Origin of the sequence: Halogeometricum limi (genome assembly GCF_900115785.1) — an archaeon.
In the GTDB taxonomy this organism is placed as follows: domain Archaea; phylum Halobacteriota; class Halobacteria; order Halobacteriales; family Haloferacaceae; genus Halogeometricum; species Halogeometricum limi.
The window spans coordinates 300714-326844 of the sequence record NZ_FOYS01000005.1 but is presented as its reverse complement, the minus strand read 5'-3'; the positions used below and the strand labels follow the sequence as shown (position 1 = coordinate 326844).

At 66.9% G+C, this 26131-nt stretch carries 20 protein-coding genes; 7 read left to right on the top strand and 13 right to left on the bottom strand.

Annotation, left to right across the window (positions count from 1 at the left end):
- Positions 1–392 precede the first annotated feature (392 nt).
- The gene (locus BM282_RS15525; protein WP_089882703.1) at positions 393–1307 is read left to right on the top strand and encodes a DUF7551 domain-containing protein; all 915 of its coding nucleotides are present in this window, start codon (positions 393–395) and stop codon (positions 1305–1307) included.
- Between the two features lie 183 nt (positions 1308–1490).
- The gene (locus tag BM282_RS15520) at positions 1491–1919 is read left to right on the top strand and encodes a metal-dependent transcriptional regulator (protein WP_089882821.1); all 429 of its coding nucleotides are present in this window, start codon (positions 1491–1493) and stop codon (positions 1917–1919) included.
- Here BM282_RS15520 and BM282_RS15515 read toward each other — a convergent pair.
- Entirely contained in the window at positions 1901–2227 is a 327-nt protein-coding gene (locus BM282_RS15515; RefSeq protein ID WP_089882701.1) for a NifU family protein, read from the bottom strand. The genes BM282_RS15520 and BM282_RS15515 overlap by 19 nt on opposite strands.
- Before the next feature lie 419 nt (positions 2228–2646).
- Between BM282_RS15515 and BM282_RS15510 the strand changes: the two genes are divergently transcribed.
- Positions 2647–3507 carry an RNA ligase family protein gene (locus BM282_RS15510; protein ID WP_089882700.1) on the top strand — a complete coding sequence of 287 codons (861 nt, stop codon included), beginning with the start codon at positions 2647–2649 and terminating at the stop codon, positions 3505–3507.
- A gap of 78 nt (positions 3508–3585) precedes the next feature.
- Positions 3586–4056: an FKBP-type peptidyl-prolyl cis-trans isomerase gene (locus tag BM282_RS15505; RefSeq protein ID WP_089882698.1), complete on the top strand. Its 471-nt coding sequence runs from the start codon at positions 3586–3588 to the stop codon at positions 4054–4056.
- A gap of 1 nt (position 4057) precedes the next feature.
- Here the strand turns inward: BM282_RS15505 and BM282_RS15500 are convergent, their stop codons facing one another.
- The gene (locus tag BM282_RS15500) at positions 4058–5296 is read right to left on the bottom strand and encodes an outer membrane protein assembly factor BamB family protein (RefSeq protein WP_089882697.1); all 1239 of its coding nucleotides are present in this window, start codon (positions 5294–5296) and stop codon (positions 4058–4060) included.
- A 189-nt stretch (positions 5297–5485) separates the two neighbouring features.
- Here BM282_RS15500 and BM282_RS15495 point away from each other — a divergent pair, with 189 nt between their 5' ends.
- The 3 genes from BM282_RS15495 to BM282_RS15485 all read left to right on the top strand — a co-directional run bounded on the left by BM282_RS15495 (position 5486) and on the right by BM282_RS15485 (position 10046).
- Entirely contained in the window at positions 5486–6331 is an 846-nt protein-coding gene (locus BM282_RS15495; RefSeq protein WP_089882695.1) for a class 1 fructose-bisphosphatase, read from the top strand.
- A gap of 282 nt (positions 6332–6613) precedes the next feature.
- Positions 6614–8479, top strand: coding sequence for a formate/nitrite transporter family protein (locus BM282_RS15490; RefSeq protein WP_089882693.1), 1866 nt, complete (start codon positions 6614–6616; stop codon positions 8477–8479).
- 139 nt (positions 8480–8618) lie between these two features.
- Positions 8619–10046, top strand: coding sequence for an amidohydrolase (locus BM282_RS15485; protein WP_089882692.1), 1428 nt, complete (start codon positions 8619–8621; stop codon positions 10044–10046).
- Between the two features lie 37 nt (positions 10047–10083).
- Here the strand turns inward: BM282_RS15485 and BM282_RS15480 are convergent, their stop codons facing one another.
- The 11 genes from BM282_RS15480 to BM282_RS15430 form a co-directional block, all read right to left on the bottom strand.
- Positions 10084–10554 (bottom strand): hypothetical protein, encoded by a 471-nt coding sequence (locus BM282_RS15480; RefSeq protein WP_089882819.1) that lies wholly within the window; start codon positions 10552–10554, stop codon positions 10084–10086.
- A gap of 29 nt (positions 10555–10583) precedes the next feature.
- Entirely contained in the window at positions 10584–11504 is a 921-nt protein-coding gene (uvsE, locus tag BM282_RS15475) for a UV DNA damage repair endonuclease UvsE (protein WP_089882690.1), read from the bottom strand.
- A 156-nt stretch (positions 11505–11660) separates the two neighbouring features.
- On the bottom strand, positions 11661–13640 hold the full coding sequence (locus tag BM282_RS15470) for a hypothetical protein (RefSeq protein WP_089882689.1): 1980 nt from the start codon (positions 13638–13640) through the stop codon (positions 11661–11663).
- Between the two features lie 60 nt (positions 13641–13700).
- Positions 13701–15848 carry a phage tail protein gene (locus tag BM282_RS15465; RefSeq protein WP_089882687.1) on the bottom strand — a complete coding sequence of 716 codons (2148 nt, stop codon included), beginning with the start codon at positions 15846–15848 and terminating at the stop codon, positions 13701–13703.
- A complete protein-coding gene (locus BM282_RS15460; protein WP_175501575.1) occupies positions 15845–17914 on the bottom strand; it encodes a putative baseplate assembly protein in 2070 nt (689 codons plus the stop codon). Before BM282_RS15460 ends, BM282_RS15465 begins: the two co-directional genes overlap by 4 nt.
- Positions 17911–21633: a putative baseplate assembly protein gene (locus BM282_RS15455; RefSeq protein WP_089882686.1), complete on the bottom strand. Its 3723-nt coding sequence runs from the start codon at positions 21631–21633 to the stop codon at positions 17911–17913. Before BM282_RS15455 ends, BM282_RS15460 begins: the two co-directional genes overlap by 4 nt.
- The gene (locus BM282_RS15450) at positions 21634–22029 is read right to left on the bottom strand and encodes a GPW/gp25 family protein (protein WP_089882684.1); all 396 of its coding nucleotides are present in this window, start codon (positions 22027–22029) and stop codon (positions 21634–21636) included. It lies immediately after the preceding gene.
- Positions 22030–22031: 2 nt separating this feature from the next.
- Positions 22032–22322, bottom strand: a complete 291-nt coding sequence (locus BM282_RS15445; protein ID WP_089882816.1) for a PAAR domain-containing protein — start codon at positions 22320–22322, stop codon at positions 22032–22034.
- Positions 22323–22336: 14 nt separating this feature from the next.
- Positions 22337–24097, bottom strand: coding sequence for a phage baseplate assembly protein V (locus tag BM282_RS18770; protein WP_089882683.1), 1761 nt, complete (start codon positions 24095–24097; stop codon positions 22337–22339).
- On the bottom strand, positions 24098–24754 hold the full coding sequence (locus tag BM282_RS15435; RefSeq protein ID WP_089882681.1) for a CIS tube protein: 657 nt from the start codon (positions 24752–24754) through the stop codon (positions 24098–24100).
- On the bottom strand, positions 24755–26014 hold the full coding sequence (locus BM282_RS15430) for a hypothetical protein (protein WP_089882679.1): 1260 nt from the start codon (positions 26012–26014) through the stop codon (positions 24755–24757).
- Positions 26015–26131 lie beyond the last annotated feature (117 nt).

Genomic DNA, 26131 nt, shown 5'->3' with positions numbered 1-26131 from the left:
ACTGCATGCCGACTCTGCGTGACGAAGCGACATAACCGCTTCACCGAGTGTCGCACTGAAGCGGCGGCTGGCGGGAACGACGAACCGGACGGGCCGTGCGAAGATTTTGGCAAGCCTAAAAAACGAAAGAAGTTTCAATGTTTAGGGAGACCTAAACAGCATGGACGACGGGACGAATGATTCCACATCGAGGGTGCAGAGCGCGTCTCCGGGGCACGGTCGCTCTGTCGCCGGTGACGGACTGCTCGCTGGCCGCGCCGGAGACTCGGGCATCGTGTCGGCAGCGACGGCCACGGCGACGGACACCGACGCGGGAGGGCACTGATGGCTCGACGCAAGAGCCACTCCGTCGACGTTTTCGTCCGACGCCACCGGAGCGAGAGGGTATAGGCATGGTCGGGACGACACTCGCCGAGATTCGCCAGCACGTCGAATCGCTGGCCAGCCCCGACGGGCCGTACGTGGTGCACTGCGGTCGAACGGGCGAGCGGCCGATTCCGACCGCCGGCAACCGCTTCGAGAGTCGAACGCTCGCCGAACGTGCCGCGTCCGCGGCAGGGCAGTATCGGGCCGCACTCCGGCGGTACGACCCTCGGCTCCCTCATTACGACCTCGTGGTCTCTCGGGACGTCGAACCGCGCGGCTCGGACGGACGAGAGTCGTCCGACTCCGACCGTGACCGGCATCCGGGACCCGGCGTCGGGACGGAACTCGAAGAACGGTCACAGCACTCTCCGCTGGTCGAGTTCTGCCACCGCGTCGCGGCGGCCGTCTTCGAGACGCTGTGCGATTCGGGGCACAGAGACGTCGAAACGGCCGTCATGGACGTCTACTTCGAACTGGCTGAGACTGTCGACGACCCCGATACGCTCTGTCTCTGCCTCCTCGAGAGCATGGCCGTCGAACTCGACCAGCGGTTGACGCCGGTCGAGCAGGCCGCGCTCTTCACCGAGGCGGCCACCCGACTCTCGCCGACCGAGTCCGTCGGGGACCCGGTCTCGACGGCGCTCGCGACGCTCGAAGAGCGCGGTCTGCTCTCCGGGTACTCCTGTTCGCCCTCGCTCGTCGACCTCGACGACGGAACGAGGGCCGTCGACGTACGCCTCACGAACTACGCGTTGTCCCCACGGAACGGCCGTCTCCCCGTCTTCCCGCTCGTCCTCGGCGTCTACCGACACGAGTCGGAGTGGCCGCTCTCGTCGCTTCGAGCCGTCGCCGTGGCCGACGGCTGGGAACTGACGCTCGTCCATTCGAGGGACAGTGACCCGACCGACCTCGCCAGCGTTCCGATAGAGCCGGAGGCGTAACGCGCCGATGGAGTCGAACCTCACGCAGAGACGGGCGAACGCCGACACAGAGCGGAGACCAGCGAACGCACAGCGAACCGCGACCCGCCGGAGCACTGCAGTCGACCTCTTCGCCGTGCGAGGCACGGACTCGACTCGACCCCGGTGTGACCGGCGATGGACCCTCGCCGAGACGAGACACAGATGAGTGGCCCCGGACAGTACCTCCTCGGACTGTACATCGCCGAGCATCGAGACGCGCCGCCCGTCTCGCCCGGCGTCGTCGCCGAGATGGTCGGCCGGTCGCCGGCCACCGTCATCGAGGTGTTCAGACAGCTAGCGGGCGAGGGTCTCCTCGACTACGAACCGTACGTGGGCGCGACACTGACCGACGCCGGACGGCGACGAGCCGACGCGTTGCACGAGAGCTACGTCACGCTCTCGTGGTTCTTCCGGAGCGTCCTCGACATTGACGACCACGAGACCGAAGCCCTGCGGATGGCGGGCGTGGTCAGCCCCGACGTGACGAGACGGCTCGCATCGACGCTCCCGTTCGAACGGGACGAACGCCGCGACGCCGGTCCGGTCGTTACCCGGACCGACTCGGACGGCGCTCAGAACGGCGGCGAGTAGTCTTCGTACTCTTCCATCTCTTCCATCTCTCTGGTCTTGCTGGGCATCACCGCCGCCCGTGGACCGCCGGCTTGGCGGATGGTCACCTTCGAGATTTCGTCGACTTCGTCCGGGAGTCGCTTTCGAATCGCACGCATCGTCATCGGTGCGATACCACAGCCCGAACAGGCGCCCCCGATGGCGACTGTTACTTCCCCGCTCTCCTCGTCGACGTCCTCGATTTCGAAGTAGCCGCCGTGGTCCTGGATCTGCGGGACGTTGTTACTCAGGTAGCTCCGCGTTCGCCGTTCGAGGCTTTCTGCGCTCATACACGTCTACAAATGGTCCTATTTGTAATCAATCTATGCTGTTTGGCTTGCCTAAAATAAACATATAGTTGTTTGATGGGCCTAAAAGTACAAATTACCCAAATACTACTATTCGGCCCAGTGGTGTGACGATTTCGTGTCGGTCGTGTCGATTGCGTCAGTCCGACTCTCCCGCCGCCGTCGCTGCCGACGGCGGTGCAGTCGGTTGACTCCGTCCCCTCTCTGGGACGACAGACGGTTCCCGTATCTGTGGGCGACCGTCACGCGACAAACGTTGATGGTCGCCCACCGAGAACGCCATTCAGGGTCGTGTAACTCATGGAATCGAACTCGTCGCTCGCGACGACACGTGTACCGTCCGAGACCAGTCTATCACGTTCGGAACGCCGGCGGAGGGAGCCCTCGCTCCGGACCGTCCGATGAAACAGTACCCGCCGATTCCTCCCGTCGAGGATGCGCCCGACGGACTCCTCGACGCCGGCCACCTGTGGATACTGGAGAAAGTCGACGGCGGCCACCTGCGGTTCCAACTCCGGGAGTCGGGCGTGCTTCGGTTCGGGGACAGGACCCGCGTCTTCGGTGACGCGGACGACGTTCCGCTCCCGTACCGACACGCCGTTCGTCACGTCCGTGAGAACATCGACCGAGAGGCCCTCCGGCGCGCCGTCGACGACGTCGAGGCCGTCGTCTTCTTCGGCGAGGCGATGCACCACCACGTCATCGAGTACGACTGGCATCGCACGCCGCCGTTTCTCGGATTCGACGTCTGGTCGGACCGCGTCGACGGCTTTCGCCCGCCCGACACCGCGTCGCACATCTTCGAGCGGTTGGGTCTGCGGCCGGTCAACGCGCTGGAACGGGAACGGCACACGCGGGACTTCGACGCCGAGTCGTACGCGGTCCCCTCCTCGGCGTGGTACGACGGCCCGGCGGAAGGCGTCGTCGTCCGGAACAAGCGCGGCGGCAGGGCACAGATTCTGCACCCCCGATTCCGTGAGGCCGACGATTCGACCGCAGACGGCCCGGAACCCGCCGACGGCACCGTCGAGGAACTCGCGGCGAGATACGCGACTCGACGCCGGTTCGACCGACTCGCGTCGGTGCTCGAAGCCACCTACGGGAGCGTCTCGTTCGACACGCTCTACGAACGCGCCTTCGAGGACGTCGTCCGAGAGAAGCACGGACGACTCTTCGGCGGTGGGCGTTCGATAGACGTGCAAGCGTTTCGCTCGGAACTCGCCGCGCTCACGCGCGAGTATCTCCGCGAACGGGAGTCGTGAGTCCTCGCGAGACTCGGATTCGGGTCACGAACGGCGTCGAACCGAAGGACGTACGGCCCCGTGGCGGTATCGACCGTCATGAACGTCGACACGGGCGACACGGTTCGCCTCGAGTACACCGGCCGGTTCGAGGGCGGGAGCGTGTTCACGACGTCGGACTCGGACGTCGCGGTGGAGCACGGACTCGTCTCGGAAGACGGCGCGAGCGTCTCCGTCTCGCCGCTCCAGTTCACCGTCGGCCGCGGGGAGGTCATCGACGGACTGGACCGGGCGGTTCGGGGGATGGAACCCGGCGAGGAGAAGACCGTGACCGTCCCGCCCGAGGACGCGTACGGCGAGTACGACGAGGACCGGGTCCGGCGGTACGACCCCGAGGCGTTCGAGGAGATGGTCGGCGAACCGCCCCGAATCGGCGACCACGTCCGCGCGCAGAACGACCTCCACGGCGACGTGACCGCCGTCTCCGAAGACGGCGTGGAAGTCGACTTCAACCACGAACTCGCCGGGAAGACGCTCGTGTTCGAGATTCGGCTCGTCTCCGTGGAGTAAGTCAGTTCAGCAGCGTCACCGACTCCTCGAACTCCTCGCGCGTCACCACCGCGGCCGTCCCGTCGTCGACGGCGACGCCCGCCGTCGGATGCCCCGGCAGTTCCCACGTCTCAGTGACCGTACCGTCCGTTCGGTCCACCGCGGCGACGTCGTGCGAGTCGAGGACGACGTAGACGTGCGTCTCGTTCGCCGCCAGTTGGACGGTGTCGAGTTCGTGTGCGCTCGGTCCGCGCCACTGTACTTCTCCGCTCGTCGCGTCGAGTGCGACGAGCGTCGGGTTCGGGTTCCGTCCGCGCTTCTGTTCGAGCGTGAGACACTGCCCGCCGTCGACGACGACGGGCGGGTAGCGGTGGTCGGACGTCCGAAGTCGGACCGACCACAGTTCGTCACCGGTCGCGCCGTCGAACGCCGCGAGTCGCCGGCCGACCCATGCGTAGACTCGGTCGGTTCCCACGGTCGGGGTCGAGACTCGTGCGTCGAGGTCGGTGCGCCACTCGAACGCGCCGGTCGACGCGTCGAGTCGGGCGAGTTCGCCCGGGCCGTCGTCGCCACCGCCCGGCGTGCAGGCGTAGACGCTGTCGCCGTCGCTCGCGATGCCCGTCGGAAACTCGCTGACGAGCGGTGTACTCCACAGTTTCTCGCCCGTTCGGGCGTCTACTCCGGCGACAGTGCGGCTTCTGGATGCGATGACTGCGACGACGCCGTCGACGAACACGGGCGCTGTCCCGGCGTAGCCGTAGCCGCTTCGATACTCCCAGTAGCGAGTGCCGTCGGTCCGGTCGAGTGCGTACGTCGTTTTCCCCTGGACGAACACCGTGTCGCCGACGACTGTCGGCGTCGCGAACGGCTTCTCGTAGGCGAACCGCCACCGTTCGTCGCCCGACTTCGAGTCGAGGGCGACGAGACCCTCGAACGAGGGTTCGTGGGCGTCGCTTTCGGGGGGCAGTTGGACCGGAACGACGACTTCGTCGGGTCCGAACACCGGTTGCACTTCCCACCAGTCGTCGACGGCGAGGACGGGCGACGCCGTCGCGTCCGATGGGAGGGACCCGTCGGTTACGCCCCGGCGCGCGGAGCCGCCGTGTTTGCTCCGCCAGCCATCGCTTCTCGGTGTGAGGACGGCGTCGCGGTCGTGGACTCGCTTCGGAAAGCGCGGTATCGCGTCGAGACAGCCGGCGAGTCCGGCCGTTCCGACGACGCCGAGTCCGGCGAGAAAACGCCGGCGCGAAGAGGGGACCATGTACCCCCGCTTCGGTCCATCGGTCAAGTCTTTTGTGACATCCGACTGGGAAATACTCCGTGCGCGACTCCCTTGCCCCGTTCTCGGCGGTGGTCGCGCGACGGAGCGTCGGCGGAGTACATACTATAATGTCGCTTCGGGGCCGAGGTACGTTATGGTCTATCAGGCTCTCTCGGGGGCGACGGGTCGATGAACGGAATCAGTGACATCGTCACCTCCGTCCAACACACGGCGCACTACGTGAACGCACACCTCGCCGACCACGCGGGGTCCGGGGCCGGAGAGAATCCGAGCGGCGAGGACCAGATCAACGCCGACGTCTGGGCCGACCAGTTGTTCTTCGACAAACTCTCCGCGCTCGACGGCGTCGGCGCGTACGCGAGCGAGGAGCGCGAAGAAGTGGTGGACTGCGGCGAGGGCTACACCGTCGCGATAGACCCGCTCGACGGGTCGTCGAACCTCGCGTCCAACAACTCCGTGGGCACCATCGTCGGCGTGTACGACGCCGAACTCCCCGCTTCGGGGCGAGAGCTGGTCGCCGCGATGATGGTGCTGTACGGCCCGTACACCACGATGGCCGTCGCCCGCGAAGACAGCGACGTCGTCCGCGAGTTCCTCCTTCGGGAGGGGTTCAGCGAGCAGTGGGGACGATTCACGGTGCCCGAGCAACCGACCGTCGTCGGACTCGCCGGGAAGAAGAACGAGCGCAGCGACGCGTTCAACGAGTTCGCGGCCGAGTTAGAACGGGAGTTGAAGCTTCGGTACGGCGGTGCCACGGTGGCCGACCTCGCGCAGGTGTTGGAGTACGGCGGTCTGTTCGGCTACCCGACGACGACCCGGTACCCGGAGGGGAAACTCCGCGTGCACTTCGAGTCGGCACCGCTGGCGTACCTCGTCGAAGCGGGTGGCGGTAGCTCGACGGACGGCGAACAGTCGCTCCTCGACGTCGAACCCGACGAACTGCACGCTCGGACGCCGACGTTCCTCGGTAACAGAGAACTCGTCGAACGAGTGGAGGCCGCGCTGGGTCGGTAGGCGGCGGTCACGGGAGCGACTCGACTAAACCCGTGGCGCGGCCGAGATACGGTACCGTAGCTCCGTCGAATCTCCACTCGGTGGCCCGTTCCGGCGACGCTTCTGCATCTCTGGACGAATCGGCCGCGGCCGACGACGAGCCGGAAGTGCCGTTCGACGGAGTGCTCTCTGTCGGGGGACACGGGGCCGCAACCGGGCCGTCGACCCCGTCCCCTCTGTCGACATCCCGTGACGGACAGGTGATAAACTACTTTCCGCTCGGTCGTGATTCACACCTACGGAATGGTTAACTCGGACGCGGATTCCACAGTCGGTGATGAGGCCGAATCTGACCACGAGGACGACGTGCTCGCCGACCAGTTGTCGACCGACGAGGTCTATCAGCGGGTGGTCGCGGACGCCGACCACGAAGTCACTTCGGGGGTGCGAGAGCTGTTTTTCAGCGCACTTGCGGCCGGATTCGCGATTACTATCACGTTCCTCCTGTACGCTTCGGTGACGGCCGCAACCGAGTCCAAAATCGCCGGCGTCCTGCTGTATCCGCTGGGATTCATCTACATCATCATCGGCGGCTACCAGCTGTATACGGAGAACACGCTGCCGCCCGTGGCTCTGACACTGGAGCGGTTGGTCTCGATTCCCACCCTGTTCCGCCACTGGCTCATCGTGCTCGCGGGGAACTTCCTCGGCGGCGGAATCGGAGCGTTCGCGCTGGCCTACGGCGGGGTGTTCGACGACGCCACCGCGGCGGTGGCAATCGGGTTCGCCGAGAAGGGTATCGCCACCCCCGCCTCCGCCCTGTTCGTCAAAGCGGCCTTCGCCGGGCTGATAGTCGCCGGCGTGGTGTGGATCAGCTTCGCCGCTCGGGACACGATATCGAAACTGGTCGTCGTCTATCTGGCGTTTCTGGCGATTCCGCTTGGGAACCTGTTCCACGTGGTGGTCTCGTTCTCCGAAGTCGTCTACTTGGCGCTCGTCACCGGTGCGAACCCGGTCCCCGCGCTAATCGGATTCGTCCTCCCGGTGTTGCTCGGCAACACGCTCGGCGGAGTGGTGCTGGTGACGGTCGTGAACTACTATCAGACCTCCGACCGGCGTCTGCAGATCCCCCGCTTCCAGGACGTCCGTCGGCTCACGCTGCGGGAGTGGCTGGTAGGCTCGCTGGCCGGCCGCTCGTACGTTCCGGTGATCGACACCGTCGAAGAGATAGTCCGCGACCCCGATACCTACAGGATTCTCGTACCGATTGCCAACCCTCGGACCGAGACTGCGGTGGTGCGTCTGGCCTGCCAACTGGCCAGCAGCAAGAAAAAAGGGACCGTCCACGTCGTCCACATCGTCCAAGCGCCCCGACGTTGGCCCTCGGGGGCGGAGCGAATCCAGACGGGCCGGATCAAGCGCAACTCCGACCGACTGCTGGAGGACGTCCGTCAGGTCGGAACCAAACACAGCGTCACCTTGGAGACTTCGACCGTGGTCTCCCCGCGTTCCTTCGAGGAGATATTCACGCTGGCACGCCGCACGAGTCCCGACCTGGTACTCATGGGGTGGGACCAGCAGGGCCTGTGGAGTTCGGCCCGCGCCGAGAAACCACTCGCCGAGCTGACCAACCAGTTGCCGTGTGACTTCCTCGTCGCCAACGACCGCGGTCTCGACCCGTCGCGAATCCTCCTGCCGACCGCCGGCGGACCCGACTCCGATCTGAACGCGGAGGTCGCCCGGGCACTTCGGGACGTGGCGAACGCGAAGGTCGAGTTGCTCCACGTCGTCGGCGACGAGGCGGACGAACGTACGGGCGAGGCGTTCCTCCAGAACTGGGCCGACGAGCACGGCCTGAACGACGCGACGATCACCGTCGACTCCGGCGACATCGAGAATGCGATAGTCAGCGCAGCCGACGACAGCACGCTGCTCATGCTCGGCGCGACCGAGCAGGGGATGTTGTCTCGCCTGGTTCAGGACTCGTTGCATCTGGACGTGGTCAACGACGTGGATTGCTCGGTGTTGTTGGCCGAACGACCCTCGAATCGGTCGCTCCGCGACCGGTTGTTCGGCTCTCCGGGCCGAGAGCGTCGCCCCGAACTGGCGTTCCAGGGTGACGGAGCGGAGTCCGACGGGTCCGGCCGCCCCGAGACACCGGACGAGTAGTCTCGATTCGGAAAGCGAACAGAGACGGCACGCGTCGTCTCGTCGGGGTCCACGAACGACCGGGTCGCCTCCCGACCGACTCCGACCCCGACTGCCGGTGGGCGAACACTTTTCACCGCCATCTGGGGAGTGATACCATATGACGACACGAGACCGCGAGTCGCTAAAACGGTCGCTGTTCGCCACTATCGAATCCGAACGCGACCGGTTGAAGACGGCCGCACGCGACATCTGGGAGTCGCCCGAAGTCGCCTTTCGAGAGTCCGAATCGAGCGAACGACTCCAGTCCATCCTCCGCGAGGAAGGGTTCGACGTCGAGGCCGGTATCGGGGGCGTCGAGACGGCGTTCGTCGCCCGATACGGCGACGAAGACCCCGTGGTCGGCACGATGGGTGAGTTCGACGCGTTGCCGGGGATGAGCCAGCGCGCGACGGCCGAACGCGACCCCGTCGAACCGGGCGCGCCGGGGCACGGATGCGGGCACAACCTCTTCGGCGTCGGAAGTCTCGGCGGCGCACTCGCGGTGAAACGCGCCATCGAAGACGGTCGCCTCGACGGCTCAGTCGTCTTCTTCGGGACGCCGGCGGAGGAGGCGGGCGGGGGGAAGGTGTACATGGTCCGCGCCGGCGCGTTCGACGACGTCGACGCCGTCGTCTCGTGGCATCCCGGGTGGTACAACGCGCCCAACAAGGGCTCGTGTCTCGCCAACGACGCGTTCACGTTCACCTTCGAGGGAGAAACGTCGCACGCCGCGGCCGCGCCGGAGGCCGGTCGGTCGGCGCTCGACGCGGTCCAACTCATGAACACCGGCGTCGAGTACATGCGCGAACACGTCCCCGACGCGGCGCGCATCCACTACGCCGTCCAGAACGGCGGGTCGGCGGCCAACGTCGTTCCCGGCGAGGCGAGCGTCGAGTATCTCGTGCGCGCACCCGAACGCGAGGAGGTAGAGCGTCTCTCCGAGTGGGTTCGGGACATCGCCGACGCGGCCGCGACGATGACGCGAACCGACTGCACCGCGACGAAGACGGCCGGGTTGTACGGCGTTCTCCCGAACCACTCGCTCGCCGACGCGATTCGCGCGAACATGGAACAGGCCGAGTTCTCGCTTGACGACGAACAGGCCGCCTTCGCGGCCGACCTCAGGGAGACGCTCGGCGACGTGGAGGGCGCACTGGGCGAACTCTCGGAGTCGGACCGCGAGGCGGCGCGCGACGCGGCCATGTTCACCCGGCCCGTCGACGCGACGGACGACGAAATCGTCGGGTCGTACTCCACGGACTCCGGCGACGTCTCGTGGAACGTTCCGCTCGGTCGGTTTCGCGCGGCGACGTGGCCCGTCGGGACGCCCGCGCACTCCTGGCAGGCGGTCGCGGCGGGTGCGGAACTGGGAACGGCCGGCATGGAGTTCGCCGCGAACGTCATCGCGGCGACGATGGCGGATTTGCTCGCGGACGACGATTTGCGCGCCGAGGCGCGTGCGGAGTTCGAGCGACGTTCCGCCGGGCACGAGTACGAGTCACCGCTTCCGGGGGATGCGGACCCGTACGAACTCGTGAGCCGGTGAGTCGGTAACTCCCCCGAACGTGTTCGGGTAGCGGACGTTACACCATCGCCGCGGCGACGCCGACCAACGGCGTCACCACGAGGAGGTAGACGGCCGCTTCGACGGTCCACGCGCGTCGAATCCGCCGCATTCGCCGTCGGTCGAGTCCTTTCGCGCGCGGAAGAACGACGAGTGCGAAGAACCCGACCATCAGCGGGTAGCAGACGACTGCCGCGGCCGCGAGCGAGACGAGGCCGTTTCCGAACACACCGGTCGTGACGAGCAACACCCAGACGAACAACGGTCCCGTGAGCGCTCCGGCGACGTAGTGGACGACCGCGGCGAGTCGCCGCGACGAGAAGTCCGGATGTTGCCCGGTGAGTACCCCGCTGGCGATTCGCGGCGGCGTCTCCCCTTCTTCGATTCGCCCCGTCACGGCGTCCATCGCGAGCGTCGCCGCCACCCCCGCGACGACACCGCCGCCGAACAGCAGCGCCACCGAGAGCGAGGCCGACGGTTGCAGAACCATGTCCCGACCGATGGACTCCATCTACCTATTCATTCCGTCGAGAGAAACCGTCTGGGGTCCGCTTCGCGCGCCCGGAACACCGCCAGTTCCTTCTGGTCGGCTTCGAGCATCACGTCGGACGCCGCACGAAGCCACTCGGGGAGGTCGTACACGTACGCCGAGTGCGTCTGCGGTCGGGTGTCCTCGCCGTGCAGGCTCGCGGGCTCCGAGTAATGCGTGATCGGTTTCACGTCACCCCACGTCGTCCGCGCTCGCTCGAACGCCTCCCGGTACGTGAGTCCGCGGTCGGCGAACGAGTGGTGGTGGTAGTCGAACACCACGGGGACGCCGATGGGGTCACCGACCGCTTCTACCAACTCGGGAACGCTCCACAGACTCTCTTCGTCGTCGTTTTCGACCGTCAAATGCGCCCGTGCGCCGGGCGAGAGACGGTCGACCGCTTCGCGGAACCGTTCGGCAGTCGCGGCTTTGTCGCCGTACGTCGCGCCGATGTGGACGTTGATGCTGTAGTACGGCGAGCGGTCCAACCCCAACAGGTCGAGCCACGAGGCGTGGTACTCGACGGCGTTCAGCGAGTTCTCGACGGTGTCGTCGGAGGGACTCGCGAGTTTGCACCAGTAGTCGGGGTGGAACGTGAACCGCATCCCGTGTTCTTCGACGAACTCGCCGCACCGTTCGGCGAGTTCGGCTATCTCCTCGTAGTCGGGCAGTTCTTCGACGTCGAACTGCGAGTTCCACGGGACGAGGTCGGACGTACAGCGGTAGAAGTAGACGTCGTGTTCGACGTTCCACCGCAGAATCTCGTAGAGGTCGGTGAAGTTCTGTAGCGTCAGTTCCGAGGCGTACGGGAGTCCGCGACTCTCCCACGTCTTTCGCTGCATGTCGCGGTTGCAGCGAAGCGGTTCGTCGCGGTCACGGAGCGTCCGGTTGAGGCAGGGGTAGCCGAGCATCGATGAGCAACTCGTGTCGGGACAGGAGGGCCGAGGAGAGATGAACTTCGCGGCGGACGCGGTCGGTTCGTGCGACGGGGGACGCCGCGACTGTCCCCGTTCGAGTCGGGTGCGCTCACCGCTGTCCGTGACCGCTCGCCTCCGGTCTGTGACCGCTCACCTGACGTCCAACCGTTTGGATTGGCTCTCGGCTCCGTCGGTCGCGCGAACCTCGTAGGTCCCTCTCTCGAAGTCGCCGACGGGGAACTCGACTCTCCATCTGGAGTCCCGGCCGACTTCTCCCTCCCCCGTCACGAGCAGTGGATTGTCGCCGGTCCTACTGATTCTGACTCTGACTGTGGTCCCGCGTGGTCGACTGGAGAACCCGCTTACGACCAGCGTCTCGTGGATTCGCGTCTGAACCTGTTCCGGGTCCAACTCGAATTCGAACCCTCGCTGTTCGCCCGTCGGTCTGAGCCACTCGACCGTCTCGCAGACGAGGTCCTGTGCGACGGCGACGTCTACCTCCTCCGCTTCGTCGTCGTTGAGTACGTCCCGGAGTTCCCGAAGCGCCTCCTCGTACGACGGCTCGAGCGGCGGGTCGTGTCTGCTATCCGATATCTCGCTCACCGCGTCGCGGAACAGCAGTTCGAGGTCGAAGAGCGTGAAATCTCCCTTGAGGACCCCCTCCTCCGAGTCCACGTCGAACCCCGGGTCTCCACGCTCTCGGTACTCGTCGGTGTCGATGGTAATCTCGTGGTCGTTCTCGGTGACGGTGATAATGTCGTCGTCTTCGACGACCTCCAACCCCTCGAACGTCTCTTCTTCTCTGTTCTTTCCCACGAACACGTGGAACGCTCTGTCGTCTCTGTTCTCCTTCGTGTTCCGATACACGCCACCTCTGATTCCCGCTTCCGCTCTGGCGACGATTTTTCTCGCGACATCCTGAGCGAAGGTGCCGTTGAACGCCTCCGCCGCGCGTTCGAAACACGAAATCTTGTACTTCAGCGTCTTGTCGAGGACGTAGCGTTCGAGCATCGAGACGCGCTTCGTGAGGTTCTCGATGTTTTCGGTGTTGGTGGTGATGTTCGTCGTGTTCTCACCGATCTTTGTCGTATTCTCACTGATGTTCGTCGTGTTGTTCGTGATATCCGTCGTGTTGGTTGCGATGTTGTCCGCGTTCGTTTTCACGCCCGGGACGCTGAGGTCGAGCGTCGAAGCGTCGGTCACCTCGAACTCGACTTGGTTCTCGGCCGACGTGAGGCGAACGTCGTCCTCGTCGTCGTCCCCGTCTCTCACGTGGAGGAACGCCTCTCGTTCACTACTCCCTGCTCTCGCCGCCAGCGTCGTCTCGTGCGGGTTGTCGAACGCGGCCGCGTGTCGCGCAATCGCGGCGTACAGCAGTTCGTTGCTGTAGACGTACTGGCCGAGTCCGTCGTCGACGATACTCCACGTCGTCGTCTCTCCGGCGACGGTGGGTGTGATTCGACAGAGGTAGACGTGTGGGTCCGTACAGGAGGTGTACGGCTGTCGATGCGTCTCGTGGTACGCTCTCGCGAGTCGTAACAGTTCGACGTTCACCTCCTCCGAGGACTTCGGCTGGCCGTCGTCGTCCACCACGCCGCTTCGTTTCGGAAACTCGACCTCCTCGACGACGTGCGGACCGCGATGTGGGTCGTCGACGTCGACGACTCGCTCCGCCACTATCTCGAACTTCTCGAGGATTCGGTTGTACTCGCACTCTCCGCCACACCCGCTTCCTCCGCCCGGAACCGGAACCGTCTCGCGTTTACAGTCGTCGTACTTCAAATAGAGATACTGGTCGTTGTCTCCTTCCGCCGCCAGCACGGGGCTGACCTCCACCCCGTCGCCCCCTTCGACGACGACGGGCGTTCCACAGCAGTCGAGTGCCACGCCTTTCGAGACGGTGACGGTGATGTCGCTCGTCCCCTCGACGGCTTCGACCTCGACCGCTAGCCCCCGGACGACGCCGGACCCGAGAACGTCGCGGGCGAGCATCCGCAACCGCCCGTCGTGATACGCCTCCTGCGCCTCCATGTCGCGAGGCGTCATCAACTTCCCGTGGAAGTAGTGGTTTCGCTCGAAGTATTCGAGTTCGCAGTCTCTCGGAGCCGTCCCGTTCGATGATTCACTCATAATGTTTGTTTGCTTATGACTTCAGACGTCGTCAGACGGCTTGAAGATGTCCTACGGTTGTTAGTTCCCACTCGATACCCCCTGTCGCTCGGAGTCGACGAGCGTCGAGTCTCTCCCCAACGTCGCCCGTTCGAGGGCGAACGTCCCGCCCGACAGCGTACTGTTGACGCCGAGGTACGAGTGGGTCCCGAGTTCCAGTCGCGACGAGAGGTGGATGCCTCGCCCGACGGCGTGCGCGGGTCGTTCGGCCCTGACGATTCTGTCGACGCCGCGGACCTGTTCGTCGTCGACGTACGGTGCGACCAGGACGACGAAGCACTGTGGGCACGGCAGTAGTCGCCGGTACGGTTCGCGCGCGGCCTCGGTGTCGATACAGTCGAGGTCGACGTCTTCGAGGAGGTACAGCGACGATAGACGGTCGTCCGGCGGAAGCGTCGCGTGAGATTCCTCGCGCCTGCGCCGACCGTCTGTTCCGAGCACCCCCTCGTCGACGAGTGCGTCGAGCAGTTCCCGTTCGCGACGCCGCGCCCGGTTCCACGCCGCTTCGTCTTCGCTCGGCGGTTCGATGCCCGTCAGATATATCGCTAGCACTTCGAGGAGACCACCCCTCGTCCCGCGTGACCTGAACAGCGACGGTGCCCGACGGAGCAGTTCGCGACGGTTCTCCTCGGTCCAACTGTCGTCGGTCTCCAGTCCGAGCCAACTCTCGAGCCAGTTCAGGTAGTCGGCGTCGATACCTTCCGCGTCGAGGAGGCTGGTGAGGTCGGCAATCTCGGCTTCTATCTCCACGAACGCGCTCTCGAACACCGAGAGGAACCGTTCGAGGAACGCGGCACCGTCGGGGTTCTCCCGGTACACCGCCGGGAGGTAGCGCAGATACGACTCTCGCGGGAGAGAGACGCGACACGACGACACCGTCGGTGACGCCGTCTCCGTCCCGACGATATCGATACTGACCCAGAGGTATCTCCCCGTCGCGTCGTCGAGCAGTGTGTCTCTGGGGTTCGGTCGCGCGGACCGCCAGTGGACGGCGTTCGTGTCGACGTCGTCGTCCGTCGCGCCGTACTGGAGTCTGACCTGCGTTCCGGCACCGGCGAGCGTGAAACCGAGTTCGACGCTGTGCCACTGTACTCCCGCTTCCCCGGCGTCGAACCGCCGGACGAGGCGTGCCTCGAACCCACCGGTCGGACTCGTCCGGCGGTTCGTCCGAACCTCCTCGAAGAACAGAATCGTCGGGTCGCTCGGCGAGTCGTCGTCCCGTTTCAGAACGTACAGTCCGCGTCCGCGCCCCGCTTCGCCTCGACGGAGGACGAGCGTCTCGCACGCTCCCTCGAACGTCGTCACGGGCTCGAACCGCCCAGCGTCGGGGAGATACCGAACCAGCGTCCGCGGGCTGGCGGCGTCCGGACCGAGGGCCAACAGCAGTTCGTCGACACCCACGACTGCCACACAGACGGGGTCGTACGCGTGAGGAATGCTCACCGTGGTCGGGTCGAGCGCGAACCCGTCCGGGGCGTCCTCGTCTCGGTCGAACCGGTCGACGACGAATCGGGGGATGCCGTCGCCCGCCCCGTCCGACTCGTCGTAGAGGACGTACAGGTTCCCCTCGTCGTCGCGGGCGATGCCTCGCGGATTCGGGAACGTGGTCGCCGCCGTCGGGTCGTCGCCGTCGGCGAACAGCGTCCGTGCCGACCCGTCTTCGCGACCGAACGCGAACACGACACCACCTTCCGGCCGCCGGTCCAAGACGTACGCGTAGCGGTGGTCTGCGGTCGCGTCGACGGGGTCGGTGAGAGCGTTCTGCGTCCAGCGACTCGCGCCGGTCGTCCGCGAAACGGCGGTGACCGTTCCGTCCTCGAAGGCGACGAACACCGTGTCGGCGGTCACCGCGAGTTCGCGTGCGGCGTGGCCCGTCTCTTCCCCGTCCTCCCTCGTGCGCGGGTCGACGAACGCTTCGAGGACGCCGTCGGTTCGGTCGTCTCGATAGACGCCGCCCGACGCCGTGAGCACGAACACTGTCTCGCAGTCGTCGACGGCGGCGTCGACGGCGTCGAGTCGTCCGAACGCCGTTCCCAGTTCGACCGGGTCGACGTACGTCGGCGTCCGGCCGCGCGCCAGTACGACGCCCTCGTCGGTTCGCTCGCCGTTCTCTCCGCTCCACTCGTCCCACTCGGCGCGCGTGTGCGTCCCGAGGACGGTGAACGTCATCGGACGCCTCCATCGCACCCCTCGTCTCCGGTTCGGACGGTCACGTCGTGACCGACCGGGTACACCAACCCGTTCTTCGGAATCGTCACCGTTCCGTCGACGCCCACCTCGAACGTTCCGCCGTGGACGACGACGCCCACGTCGAGTACGCAGTCGACGCCGTCGACGGCCTCGACGACTTCGTACAGTTCCGAGGGGTAGACGGCCCGCCCGAACGGCCACCCTCCGTACTCGTCGTTCGGCAGTGGGTCGAGGAAGGTGTCGAGTGCCGCTTCGATGGCGTCCGTTCGCTCTACGGCCCGTTCTCCGGGACCGAGTCGAACCTCGACGTCGACTTCGATACCGACGTACACGGGCGGTTCGACCGCCACTCGGTCCGTCAGTAGTCGGTGCGTACAGAGGTGGTCTTCGACCGCGTTCAGGAAGCCCGCGCTCGGTTCCGGGCGCGGCCGCGTACTGTGGGGCACGACGGCGACAGTCACCGTTCGCCGTCCGGCGCAGTCACCGGGCGACGCGCGTTCGTCGACCCACGCGTGCGCCCGACCGAAGCGGAGGCCGGGAGTCTGCGTGGCCACCAGCGCGAAGTCGGCCGCCGTGACCGCCCGGTACCTCGTCGCGAGGTCGGTCTGCAACGCGTGGAGCGCTTCGTCCGTCGTCTGCGCGTCTCGACCGCCGGACGCCGGGCCGTGTGCGGTGACCGACGCGGTACCGAACGGCGGCCGGTCGAACCGCCACGCGGCCGTCGCGGGGACGTTCCCTCGCTCTCCCCCGCCGAAGCGGTACCGTTCGACGACGACGTGGCTCCCCGCGTCGGGGACTCTCCCCCGCCGTCCGTCGCCGAACACGAGTTCACCGTTCGACTCGTCGAGGACGACGTGTCTCTCGTCGGGTCCAGAGGCGTCGAACGTCTCGACGACTTTCCAGCGGTCGGTCCGCCACCCGCCCGGGACGGACCCCGACTCGGCGACGGACGTTCGCCGGCCGACGGTGACGACGGCCACGCCCTCCGACCGCACGGGCCGGTGTCGGAACGCGAACCGCTGGTTCGTGACGGCTCTCGTCGTCGTCTTCGTCGGGTCGTCGCTCCGCACGAGCGCTTCCGGGTCGGTCACGAGGCGCCCGTGTCTGACGCGGACAACGTTCACCGAGAGCGACGACAACTGCGGCGGGACTTCGTAGCCCTGTCCGAACGGTTCGGCGTCCGCCTCGTCGAGGACGGCCCTGAGCCAGTACAGCCCTCGCTGTCCGTCGAGGACGCGCCCGCTCTCGACGCCCCACGCCGACGGCGACCACGGCTCCGGCCGTTCCACGCGGATGGTCCCGCTCTCGTAGAGGTGGTTCGTCCCGTCGCGGACGGTCAGGTCGCCCCACGCGCTCGGGCGGTGCCAGTGCTCGTAGTCGCGGCAGTACTGCCACCGCACTTCGAGACTCGGCCGGAACGACGGGGTCTCGTCGCCGTGCGTCGCCGGACCGGGGAGGTCCCCCTCGTAGAACTCGACCGCGAGGTCCAGAGCGTCGAGCGCGTCTCGACTCTCGCCACCGAACGGGTCGCCGTCGAACCCGATGTACATCGCGCTCCCCGGTCGCGCTCGCTCGCCGAACGCCAAGAAGTACATTCCGGGCGTCGCGTTCGCCTCCGTGTTGTCGACCCGGCCGGCGCTGTGATTCGAGACGACCTGCGCGAGCCTCGCCGTCGTCAGATACGCGTCCTCGCTCGTCTCGAACGGTTCCGCTCGACTCGGGTCGACCGTCGCCGTGACCCCCGTCGCCGCGCGGATGTGGACCGGGCTCGGCGAAGAGGCGGTCAGCGTCGCCGTCGCTCGCGTCGGACTCGCCGGGCCAGCGCCCATCAGAGTGAGGAACTTGCGGACGTGTCTCTCCGTCACTCGGTTCAGTTGGTAGCCGTAGCTTTCTGCGAGCCACGCCAGCATCTCGAGGATGGTGATGCCCGGGTCGCTGGCGTTGTGGTCCGTCCACTGTTCGGCGGAGACGGGAATCTGCCGCCTCGCGTCTTCGAGGATGTCGGCGAACGTCCGGTCGTCGAGGTTCGGCACGTCGAGGCTCACGCGACACCTCCGCTCGCGTCGACGGCGTGCGTCCCGCTCGTGACCAACACGTCCCGGGCGACGTCCGGCGTCGGGTCGCCTTCGCGAACCGCCACCGAGGCGTCGCTCCCGCGGAACGTCAGTTCCACCGAGTCGACGTGGTCGACCCCCTCGACACCCTCGAGGAGACTGTACACGTCCGACAGGCACGGGAGCGTTCCGAACGGCCACCCCTCACCCGACTCGCTCCCGGTGAGTGGGTGCAGAAACGCCGTGAGTCGGTCTGTCAGCGTCTCCTCCAGCGCCGACACGCTCACGCCGGCCGTTCGAGTGACCGTCGTTTCGACGTCGACGTCCACGTACGTGGGTCCGCGGACGACGAGTTCGCCCGGTGGCTCGAACGCGGGTGGCTCCTCGTCGGACTGCCCGAGGCGTTCGGGTGGGACCAGCGCCGCCGGCGCGGCGTCGGCGAACGCGGCATCGAGGAGTCGCCGCAACTCCGCCGACGGCGTCGGCGTGGGCTGACTCGACCGCGGGACGACGAGGAGCGTCACCCATCCCGGCGCGAACTCGCCCGCCGCGTCCATCGCGGGGAGGCACCTCGCGCGCGCGACTCTGCGCGACGCCGACCGAGCGATGCGTTCGTAGTCGGCGGCCGCCACCGCGCGGTTCCTGTCTCGGAGCGCTCCCGGCGCACGTCGGAGCACCCGCTCGACTCGCTCCGTCTCCGCCCCCCCGTCGCCGGGTTCCGGGTTCGTCACGCCGTCGACGAACGCGAGCGAACTCACGAGTCCGTCGACGGCGCGGGCGGGGACGTTCCCTCGCTCGCCGCCGCCCGTCAGGTAGGTGACGCGCACGTTGTCGCTCCCGCGCGGCGGAATCGCACCGTTCGCCCCGTCGCCGAACGTCACGACGCCCGCCGTGGGGTCCAGCGAGTAGACGCGAGCGTCGCTCGCCGCACCGAACAGACGCTCGACGCGCGTCCACCGAACCCATAGCTCGCCATCGCCCTCGCCTTCGCCTTCGACCGTCTCGGCGAGCGGATTCGCGAGTAACGCCTCGCGGGCGCGCGCTGCTAACGCGCTCGACTCTTCGACCCACAGTGCCTCCTCGAAAACTGGCGTCGTCGCTATCTCGAACGACTGCGACTGCGTTCCGTCGCTACTGCCAAGCGTCTCGTCGGCGACGGTCTGGACGTTCTCCGCCCACGCCGCGTTGACGTACACGCCGGTCGTCATCGGCGGAGCTCTCGTCGGGACGCCCTCCTGCGGCTTCGTCGCGAGCGCCGTTCCACAGGGAGGTATCGCGTCCGACGGCGACGGCTCCCACTCGTCGACGTCCTCGCACAGCCCGACCGCGTCCGTCTCGGTGTCGCCGCTCCCGCCGTCGCCGTCGTCGGGTTCGCCGCCCTCGCGGAGACGCGCGCGCCCGTCGTCGTCCAAGTCGTCCGTTCGGACGGCGACGAGCCTTCCCTCTCGGTCCAGCACGGCTATCGTGTCCGGCGTGTAGTCGTTGATGATGGGGAGCGTCGAGTCGAACCGGAGGACGTTCGGACCGGCCTCGACCGGCGAGAAGTCGCCGGTGGCGATGCCGAGCGTCGCCCCCGGTCCGAGCGTCACCCCCGCGGGAATCGTCGCGAGTTGGCTGGCGGGTTGGGCGTACTCGAAGTCTACCGTGTAGCCGGACAGGTCGATTCTGGTCGCGCCCCGGTTCGTCAGTTCGACGTACTCGTCTGCCGCGTCGATGTGCGTTATCGCCAGCGGTGACGCCGTCGCGCCGGTCAGGGGCGGGCCGAACTGACTCTTCTCGACGCGGGCGCGGACCCAGTGCAGGCGGCGGCCGAACCGTGCGCTCGCCGTCGTCGCCTCCGGAAAGACCAGTCCGACGATGCCGCGCCGGGTCAACGCCTCCGTCTCGTCGGTGACGCTCAGAGGTTCCCACGCGTCGCGGTTCGGGTCGCTCGCGTACTCCCACCGGACGCGCGGGGCGAAGTCCGCGGGGAACTCCCGGTCTGCGAGCGAGAACAGAAGCTGTATCGGACCGTCGGTCAGCGGTGCGTCGAACCCCAGATACAGCGTCTGCGTGGCGTCCGGCGCGCCGAAGAACGGGCTGGTGACGTCCGCGTCGAACGCGAGGTTGTTGTACGAGAGGGCGTGCGTCGGTTCGTCTCTCGGGAGTCCCGCGTCCGCGTCCTCGCCCGCGTCCGCCTCCGCCCCGTCGCTCCCGAACGACAGCCTCACTTCCGAGAACTTCGGTGGCGTCCCGTCGTACTCGGTCTCCCAGTACGCCGCCGCCGTGGGGTCTGTTACGGTCTTTCCGTCCGCGTCCTTCGGGACGGCCTTCGGCGCGACGTACGCGCCGCCCATCAGGCGCGCGCGAACCCAGTGACTCTCCTGACCGGCGACTGTCGTCGCGGCGAGGTCAGCGGGCACCTCGAACGTGACCGCTCCCGCCGCCTGCAACGTCTTCGCCTTCCCCGCGACGTCGAGGTACGCCCAGTTGTCGCCGTCCCAGTACTCCCACCAGAGTCTCGGGTTCGGCGTGAAATCGGCGTCCACCGCGACGCCGGTTCCGGCGAACTCGATGGAGACGGCCGCGCCGGACTTCGTGAACGCCCGCTCGGACCCGACGTAGAACGTGCTCGACTGCCGCGGGAGCGACCCCAGCGGGAGTATCTCTTCGTCCGCAGACGTCGGCGGCAGGGGAACGTCGTCGGCGAACAACTCGTCCGGTTCGAACGTCGCCCCCGCCTCACCAGTCACGAGGTGCACCGCGTCGAGCGTCACCTCGAACAGGTCGGTCGGTGCGAGTCCCCAGTCGCGTGCGGTCTCGTGGTACCGACACCGAAGCCACAGCGACTCGGTCGCGACCGCTTCGGGATGTGTCGCCGCCGTCTCCGACGCTATCGCCTCGGCCACGCTCTCGACCGTCTCGGCGAGCGTCGACGCCGTGAACGACCACGTCGGTTCGTCCGCGTCCGCCGTCTCGGAGTCGAACGTCAGCGACACCCGCACGGTCGTCCCCGTCGCGGCGTCGGTCTGCGTCGCGCGGTCGACGGCGAACGACTCGACCGAGTGCCACCCCTCGACCGGTTCGCCGTCCACCACTCGCTCGCCGTAGAACTCCCACACGAGCCGTTCTCTGAGGACGCTGAGCGGTGCCTCCGTCGCGAGGTCGACGCGGACCGTCGGCGGACTGCCGCGGAACAACTCGTCGTGCGCGAGGTACAGTGCGTGCTCTTGGTGGTTGTCGCCACCGAACAGTTCCGTCGTCTCCGGTCCCGCGAGGACCGAACTGTGGTCTCCGAGGTGGTCGGACTTCGGCCGGACGCTGTACACCGCGCGGAGGGCCGCCGGCGTCGCGTCGAACTCCCCGTCTCGAACCTCGAAGAACGTCTCCGGTCGACGCTCGCTGGCCGGCGCGACCGCGCGCGTCGACTCGGGCACGCGGACGTTTCGGTCGAGTTCGTCGGCGACGTCGAACGTCAGCGGGAGTCGCGCCGACTGCGGCGGCGCCCTGTCGAACCCGAGCGTCTCGAAGAACGACCGTCGGTACTTCTCGGGGACCGCGTCGAGTCGTTCGACGACGTCGTGCGTCATCGACGCGAACAGTTCCAACAGCGTGGCGCCGACGTCGCCTCGCTCGGGGTTCCACTCGGACACGTACTCGGCGGCGAGCGCTCGCGACTCGGCGAGGAGTTCGTCGCGCGTTCGGCCGTCGACGACGGGTTCGGTGACCATCTACCGCTCCTCCAGGTAGAACGGATAGACGAGGTTGAACTCGCTGTTGGTGCTGCGGACGCGGTAGTCTATCTCGACGGTGAGTCTCGCGCCGCCGCCCTCGTCGGAGAGCGACGCCGAGACGCCCACCACGTCGATTCGCGGCTCCCACCGGAGAAGCGCCTCCTCGACGGCCGTCTCGACGAGCGCGGACGTCGCCGACCCGAACGTCTCGAAGACGTAGTCGTGGACGCCGCACCCGAACTCCGGCCGCATCGCCCGTTCGCCCGGGACGGTGCCGAGGACGAGCCGTATCGCCTGCTCGATGTCTTCCTCGCCGTTCGCGAGCGAGACGTGCTCGCTGTCGTCGATTCCGGGCGGAAACGCCCATCCTGTTCCGAGAAACTCTGTATCCATGGTTATCCGATGTTGACCGTTGGTTCGCCGTTCGATATCGTGTTCGGCGGCCCCGCTTCCACTATCGTGTCGCCCGCCCGCGCGGCCGGGAATCCGTTGACGAACACGGTCGTACTCCCGACTGCGACCGGTCCGCCGACGTGGGGGGCCGGTCCTGAGGCGAGCGGACAGCTGTGCACGTCGCCCACCGCCCGCCACGCGGGCAGTCCGCCGATGAAGACGTTCGGACTTCCGGCTCCCGTGAGCGGGGTTCCGTGGGCGGTCAGATCCGTCACTCTCGCTGCTGGTGGCACGTCTATCTCCTGTCTCAACTGTTGATGTTCACGAGCGACCCCTTGAGGGTCAACACTCCGCCCGCCTGGACGTCGATGTTGCCGTCGGCCGCGAGTTCGAGCATCGGGGCGGACAGCGCGACTTTCGCCGCACCGCCGATACTGACCGCACCGTCGCTCGTCGCTATCTCGATAGTGTTCTCGCCGCTGGCGTCGGCTATGGTCACCGTCTCGGAGCCGGACTCGTCTGAGAGCCGTATTCGATTCCCGCCGGCGCTCGTTATCTCGACGGCTCCGTCGTCGCCGTCGTCGAACCGGAGTTCGTGTCCGCTCCGCGAGCGAACCAACCGGACGTCGTTTTTCCCGTCGTCGTTGCTGGCCGGCGGCTTCTCTTCGAGGTTCCACAGAGATCCGACGACGAACGGGAACTCGACGTCGCCGTCTTGGAACGCGACGAGCACTTCCTCGTCCGGTTCCGGGAGGAAGTAGGTGCCGCGTTCGGCACCGGCCATCGGCACCGCGATCGGTGCCCAGTGGCTCACATCGTCACCGAGGCACGTCGTTGTCACCCGAACGCGTCCCAGTCCCTCGGGGTCCTCGTTGTCCGTGACGAGTCCGACCGTGACGCCCATCTGACGCCGTCCGCGGTTCGCTCTCTCGGCTCTCTCGTTGGCACCGTCGCCCGCGCCGAACCTGAACCGAGTCGTGTACCCCGAGGTGTCGATGCTGTGTGTGACGCTCTCGACGTAGTACGCGCCGTTGTACGGTGCGACTCCGGCGACGAGGATAGTCGTCCCCGCGCACAGTTCTGGCAGTCCCAGCGCTGTCCCGCTCCCCCGACGCTGGGCGTGCTTCAAGCGCGCAGCCTCGGCGCGAACGGCGGTGTCCGCTTCGCCTTTCGTCCGAACCGGACGACACAGCACTCTGGACCCCTCCGTCTGCCCGGCCACCGTGTCGTCCTCGTTCCGTGCGCTCGCCTTCACTTCCGTCCGGTTCTTCGCGTCGAACCCGTGGACCTCGACCGTCTCGGGCTGCCCCGTTCCGTTCTCCTCGACGGCGAACGAGCGCAGTGATTCGCCGTATCTGAGGGCGACCATCGGCTGGTCGCCTTCCGAATCGACCGGCCGGAAACTGAGTACGTCGCCTCGCTCGGTGCAGCTGACGTGCAGTTCGTATCCGATGTCGTCGGCCAGTTCCGTGAGGAACTCGAAGTCGTCCTGTTCGGCCGTGCGCTGAATCTTCGGCCTGAGCTCGTTCACCGCCGGCGAGGGCTCGACGGTCACCGCATCGAACCCCCGTTTCGTAGCGAGCTCCGAGACGACGTCCGCCACCGACGTCTCCTTCAGGTTGACGTCCGTCGTCTGTCGGTCGGCCAGCGTTCGGAGGCTATCGTAGCCACGAACGGTTATCGTCGGCGTCCCGCTCTCCGGAAAGCTCGGCTTCACGGAGGCTATCTGCCCGTTGACCAGCGGCGTCTGCGCGTCGCCGTATCCGACGTGTACCGTCACCGGCGTTCCGACCCGGAGTGAATCGAAGTCGAGCGCCTCGAACCGCCCCGTGTCCCACAGGAGGCCGTCCCTCTGCTCGAACTGCTGGAACGCGTTGTGTTCGTGGTCGTAGTGGGGCGTCAACGTGAACGTGAACTCCGCCGCGGTTCCGACCTTCGAGTCCACGGTGAGTCCGGAGACGACGCCCGTCGCCTCTGTCAGTTCCTCGCCACCGACCGTCACGGTGAACCGCGGTACGTAGAAGTTGCCGTATCGTTTGCTCAGCGTTTCGAACGTTAGTTGCTCCATCTAATCCTCCAGCGGTGGTATCACGAGTTCACGTCCCGGTTCGAGCGTCCGCGGGTCGTCGATGCCGTTCGCCTCGGCGATGGGTCGCCACGTCTCGGGGTCGCCGTACTCCGCCGCCGCGATGGACGTGAGCGTCTCGCCCGCCTCGACGGACCGAACCGTCGTCTTGTCCGCGGACTCGCGTTTCACCCGCACCAGTTGCTCGGTCGGCGTCTGATACCGCCGGAAGGTCACGTCTATCTCCGCTCGAACGGGGAACCCGCCGGGGAGGAACATCGTGAACCGTTTGTTCGCGCTCACCAGTACCGACTTGAACACGAGCGACCCCCAGACGAACGTACACTGTGGCGGCGCGTGGCGCTTTCCGTCTACTTTCAACAAGCGGTCGATGTGGTTCGTGTAGACGATTCGGACGTCGGTCCCCAACTCGTAGCTGTCGACGAACAGTTGCATCGAGAGCGTCTCGGTCTCCCCGCTGACGAACTGGACGAGCGGAGAGTCCATCCCCAACAACGCCTGTTCGCTGTAGTTCGTACTGGTGTCGACGTTGTACTCGGTCGGGTTGAAGAACACCGGAATCGGGTACTCCGGGTTGCCCCGTTCGTCGAGGACGAAGATGACCGCTTTCGCGAGTTCCGACAGCGTCGCTCTGGGCATCTACAGCCCCCGCCGCTCGCGCTCGTGCCGTCGCTTCGTCTCGAACTCGTCGTACAACCGGTCGACGAGTCGGTCGACCGCCGCGGGCCGTTCGAGTAGTTTCTCGACGGAGAGCGAACCCTCGTCTTCTCGGGGCGTCCGTTCGCGGTGGTCGGCCGCCGGACGAGGACGAGTCGGCGTCCGACGTCCCCCCGGGCGGTCGTTCACGTGGCGTCCATCGTCTTCGTCGGCTTCTCGCGTTCGTGTCTTGAGTCGCATGGTCGGTCTCGTCGCGTTCGTTCTCCGCTCGTTCACCGCTCGGTTCGCCTCTCCGCGGAGGCCGAACGCCGTGTCGGGCGGGGGGTCGCTCACCGCGGCTGCGTTCGACACCGAGGCGTGAGGGCCGGGTCGCTCGACCGACTCGACGGCGCGTGCCGGTCGGCCTCCCGACGCCGCTTCGGACACTCCTGCGAAGACGAACGGCTCCCGGTCGTGCAGTTCGGCGGCGGGTGCTTCGGCCCGGTACGGGCCTCTCTCGCCGTCGGAACCGACCGGACCGTATCGCTGCACCCGCGACCGTTCGAGGGGGTTCGCGTCCGCGCGCCCGACGGGGAACGGTTCGAGAGACGCCGTCGACCCACGCATTTCGCTCGAACCGCTTCGGCCGAACGCAGTCTGCGGTGCTCGGGCCACGGTACGTGCGGTGGGCGGCGTCCGGCCGGAGTCGCGTACGACGGACGCCGTTCGACCGACGGTGCGTGCGGCGGTCCGCCGTTCGACCAGTTCTCGGAGCGTACGCGTCGTCTCCCTCTCGACGACGTGCCGTTGCCGGTGGAGTAACCGCGGTCGAACTCGGTCGGTCCTCTGTTCGCGGGGGGTTTTCGCCGGCGGTCCCGACGGGTCCGAAGAGACGGCGTCGCCGACGCGTCGTCCGTCGACTCCGGACTCGACGACGCGTTCTCGGAGGACGTGCACGACTCTCGGTTCGTCCTCCGAGACGCTCTCTCCAACCGGAGACGCGTTCGAGCCGCGCCCGTCGGGTTCGTGACCCGTCGCGTCGCCTCTCTCGACCGGTTCCCACCCTGAGACGACGAGGTACGCGAGTCGCTGTCGCGACACGGTCGACGGTTTCGCCGACCCGGCGAGCATCCCTCCGAAGTACGGGAGCGTCCCGATCGGCGTGTACGCGAGTCCGCCCGCTCGATTCTCGTTCGCGGGATACGTCTGTGCGATCGGACGGACGAACCGCGGCACGTCGAGCGTTGTCGGTTTCTCGGACACTCCAACCCCCCGAGTCGTCGTCCGAACACTCACCGTGGAGTGCCCGACCGACTCGTGCGTACCAATTAGTGTGTTGAAGCTTATATATTTCTCTAGTCATTTATCTCCGGAACTCGG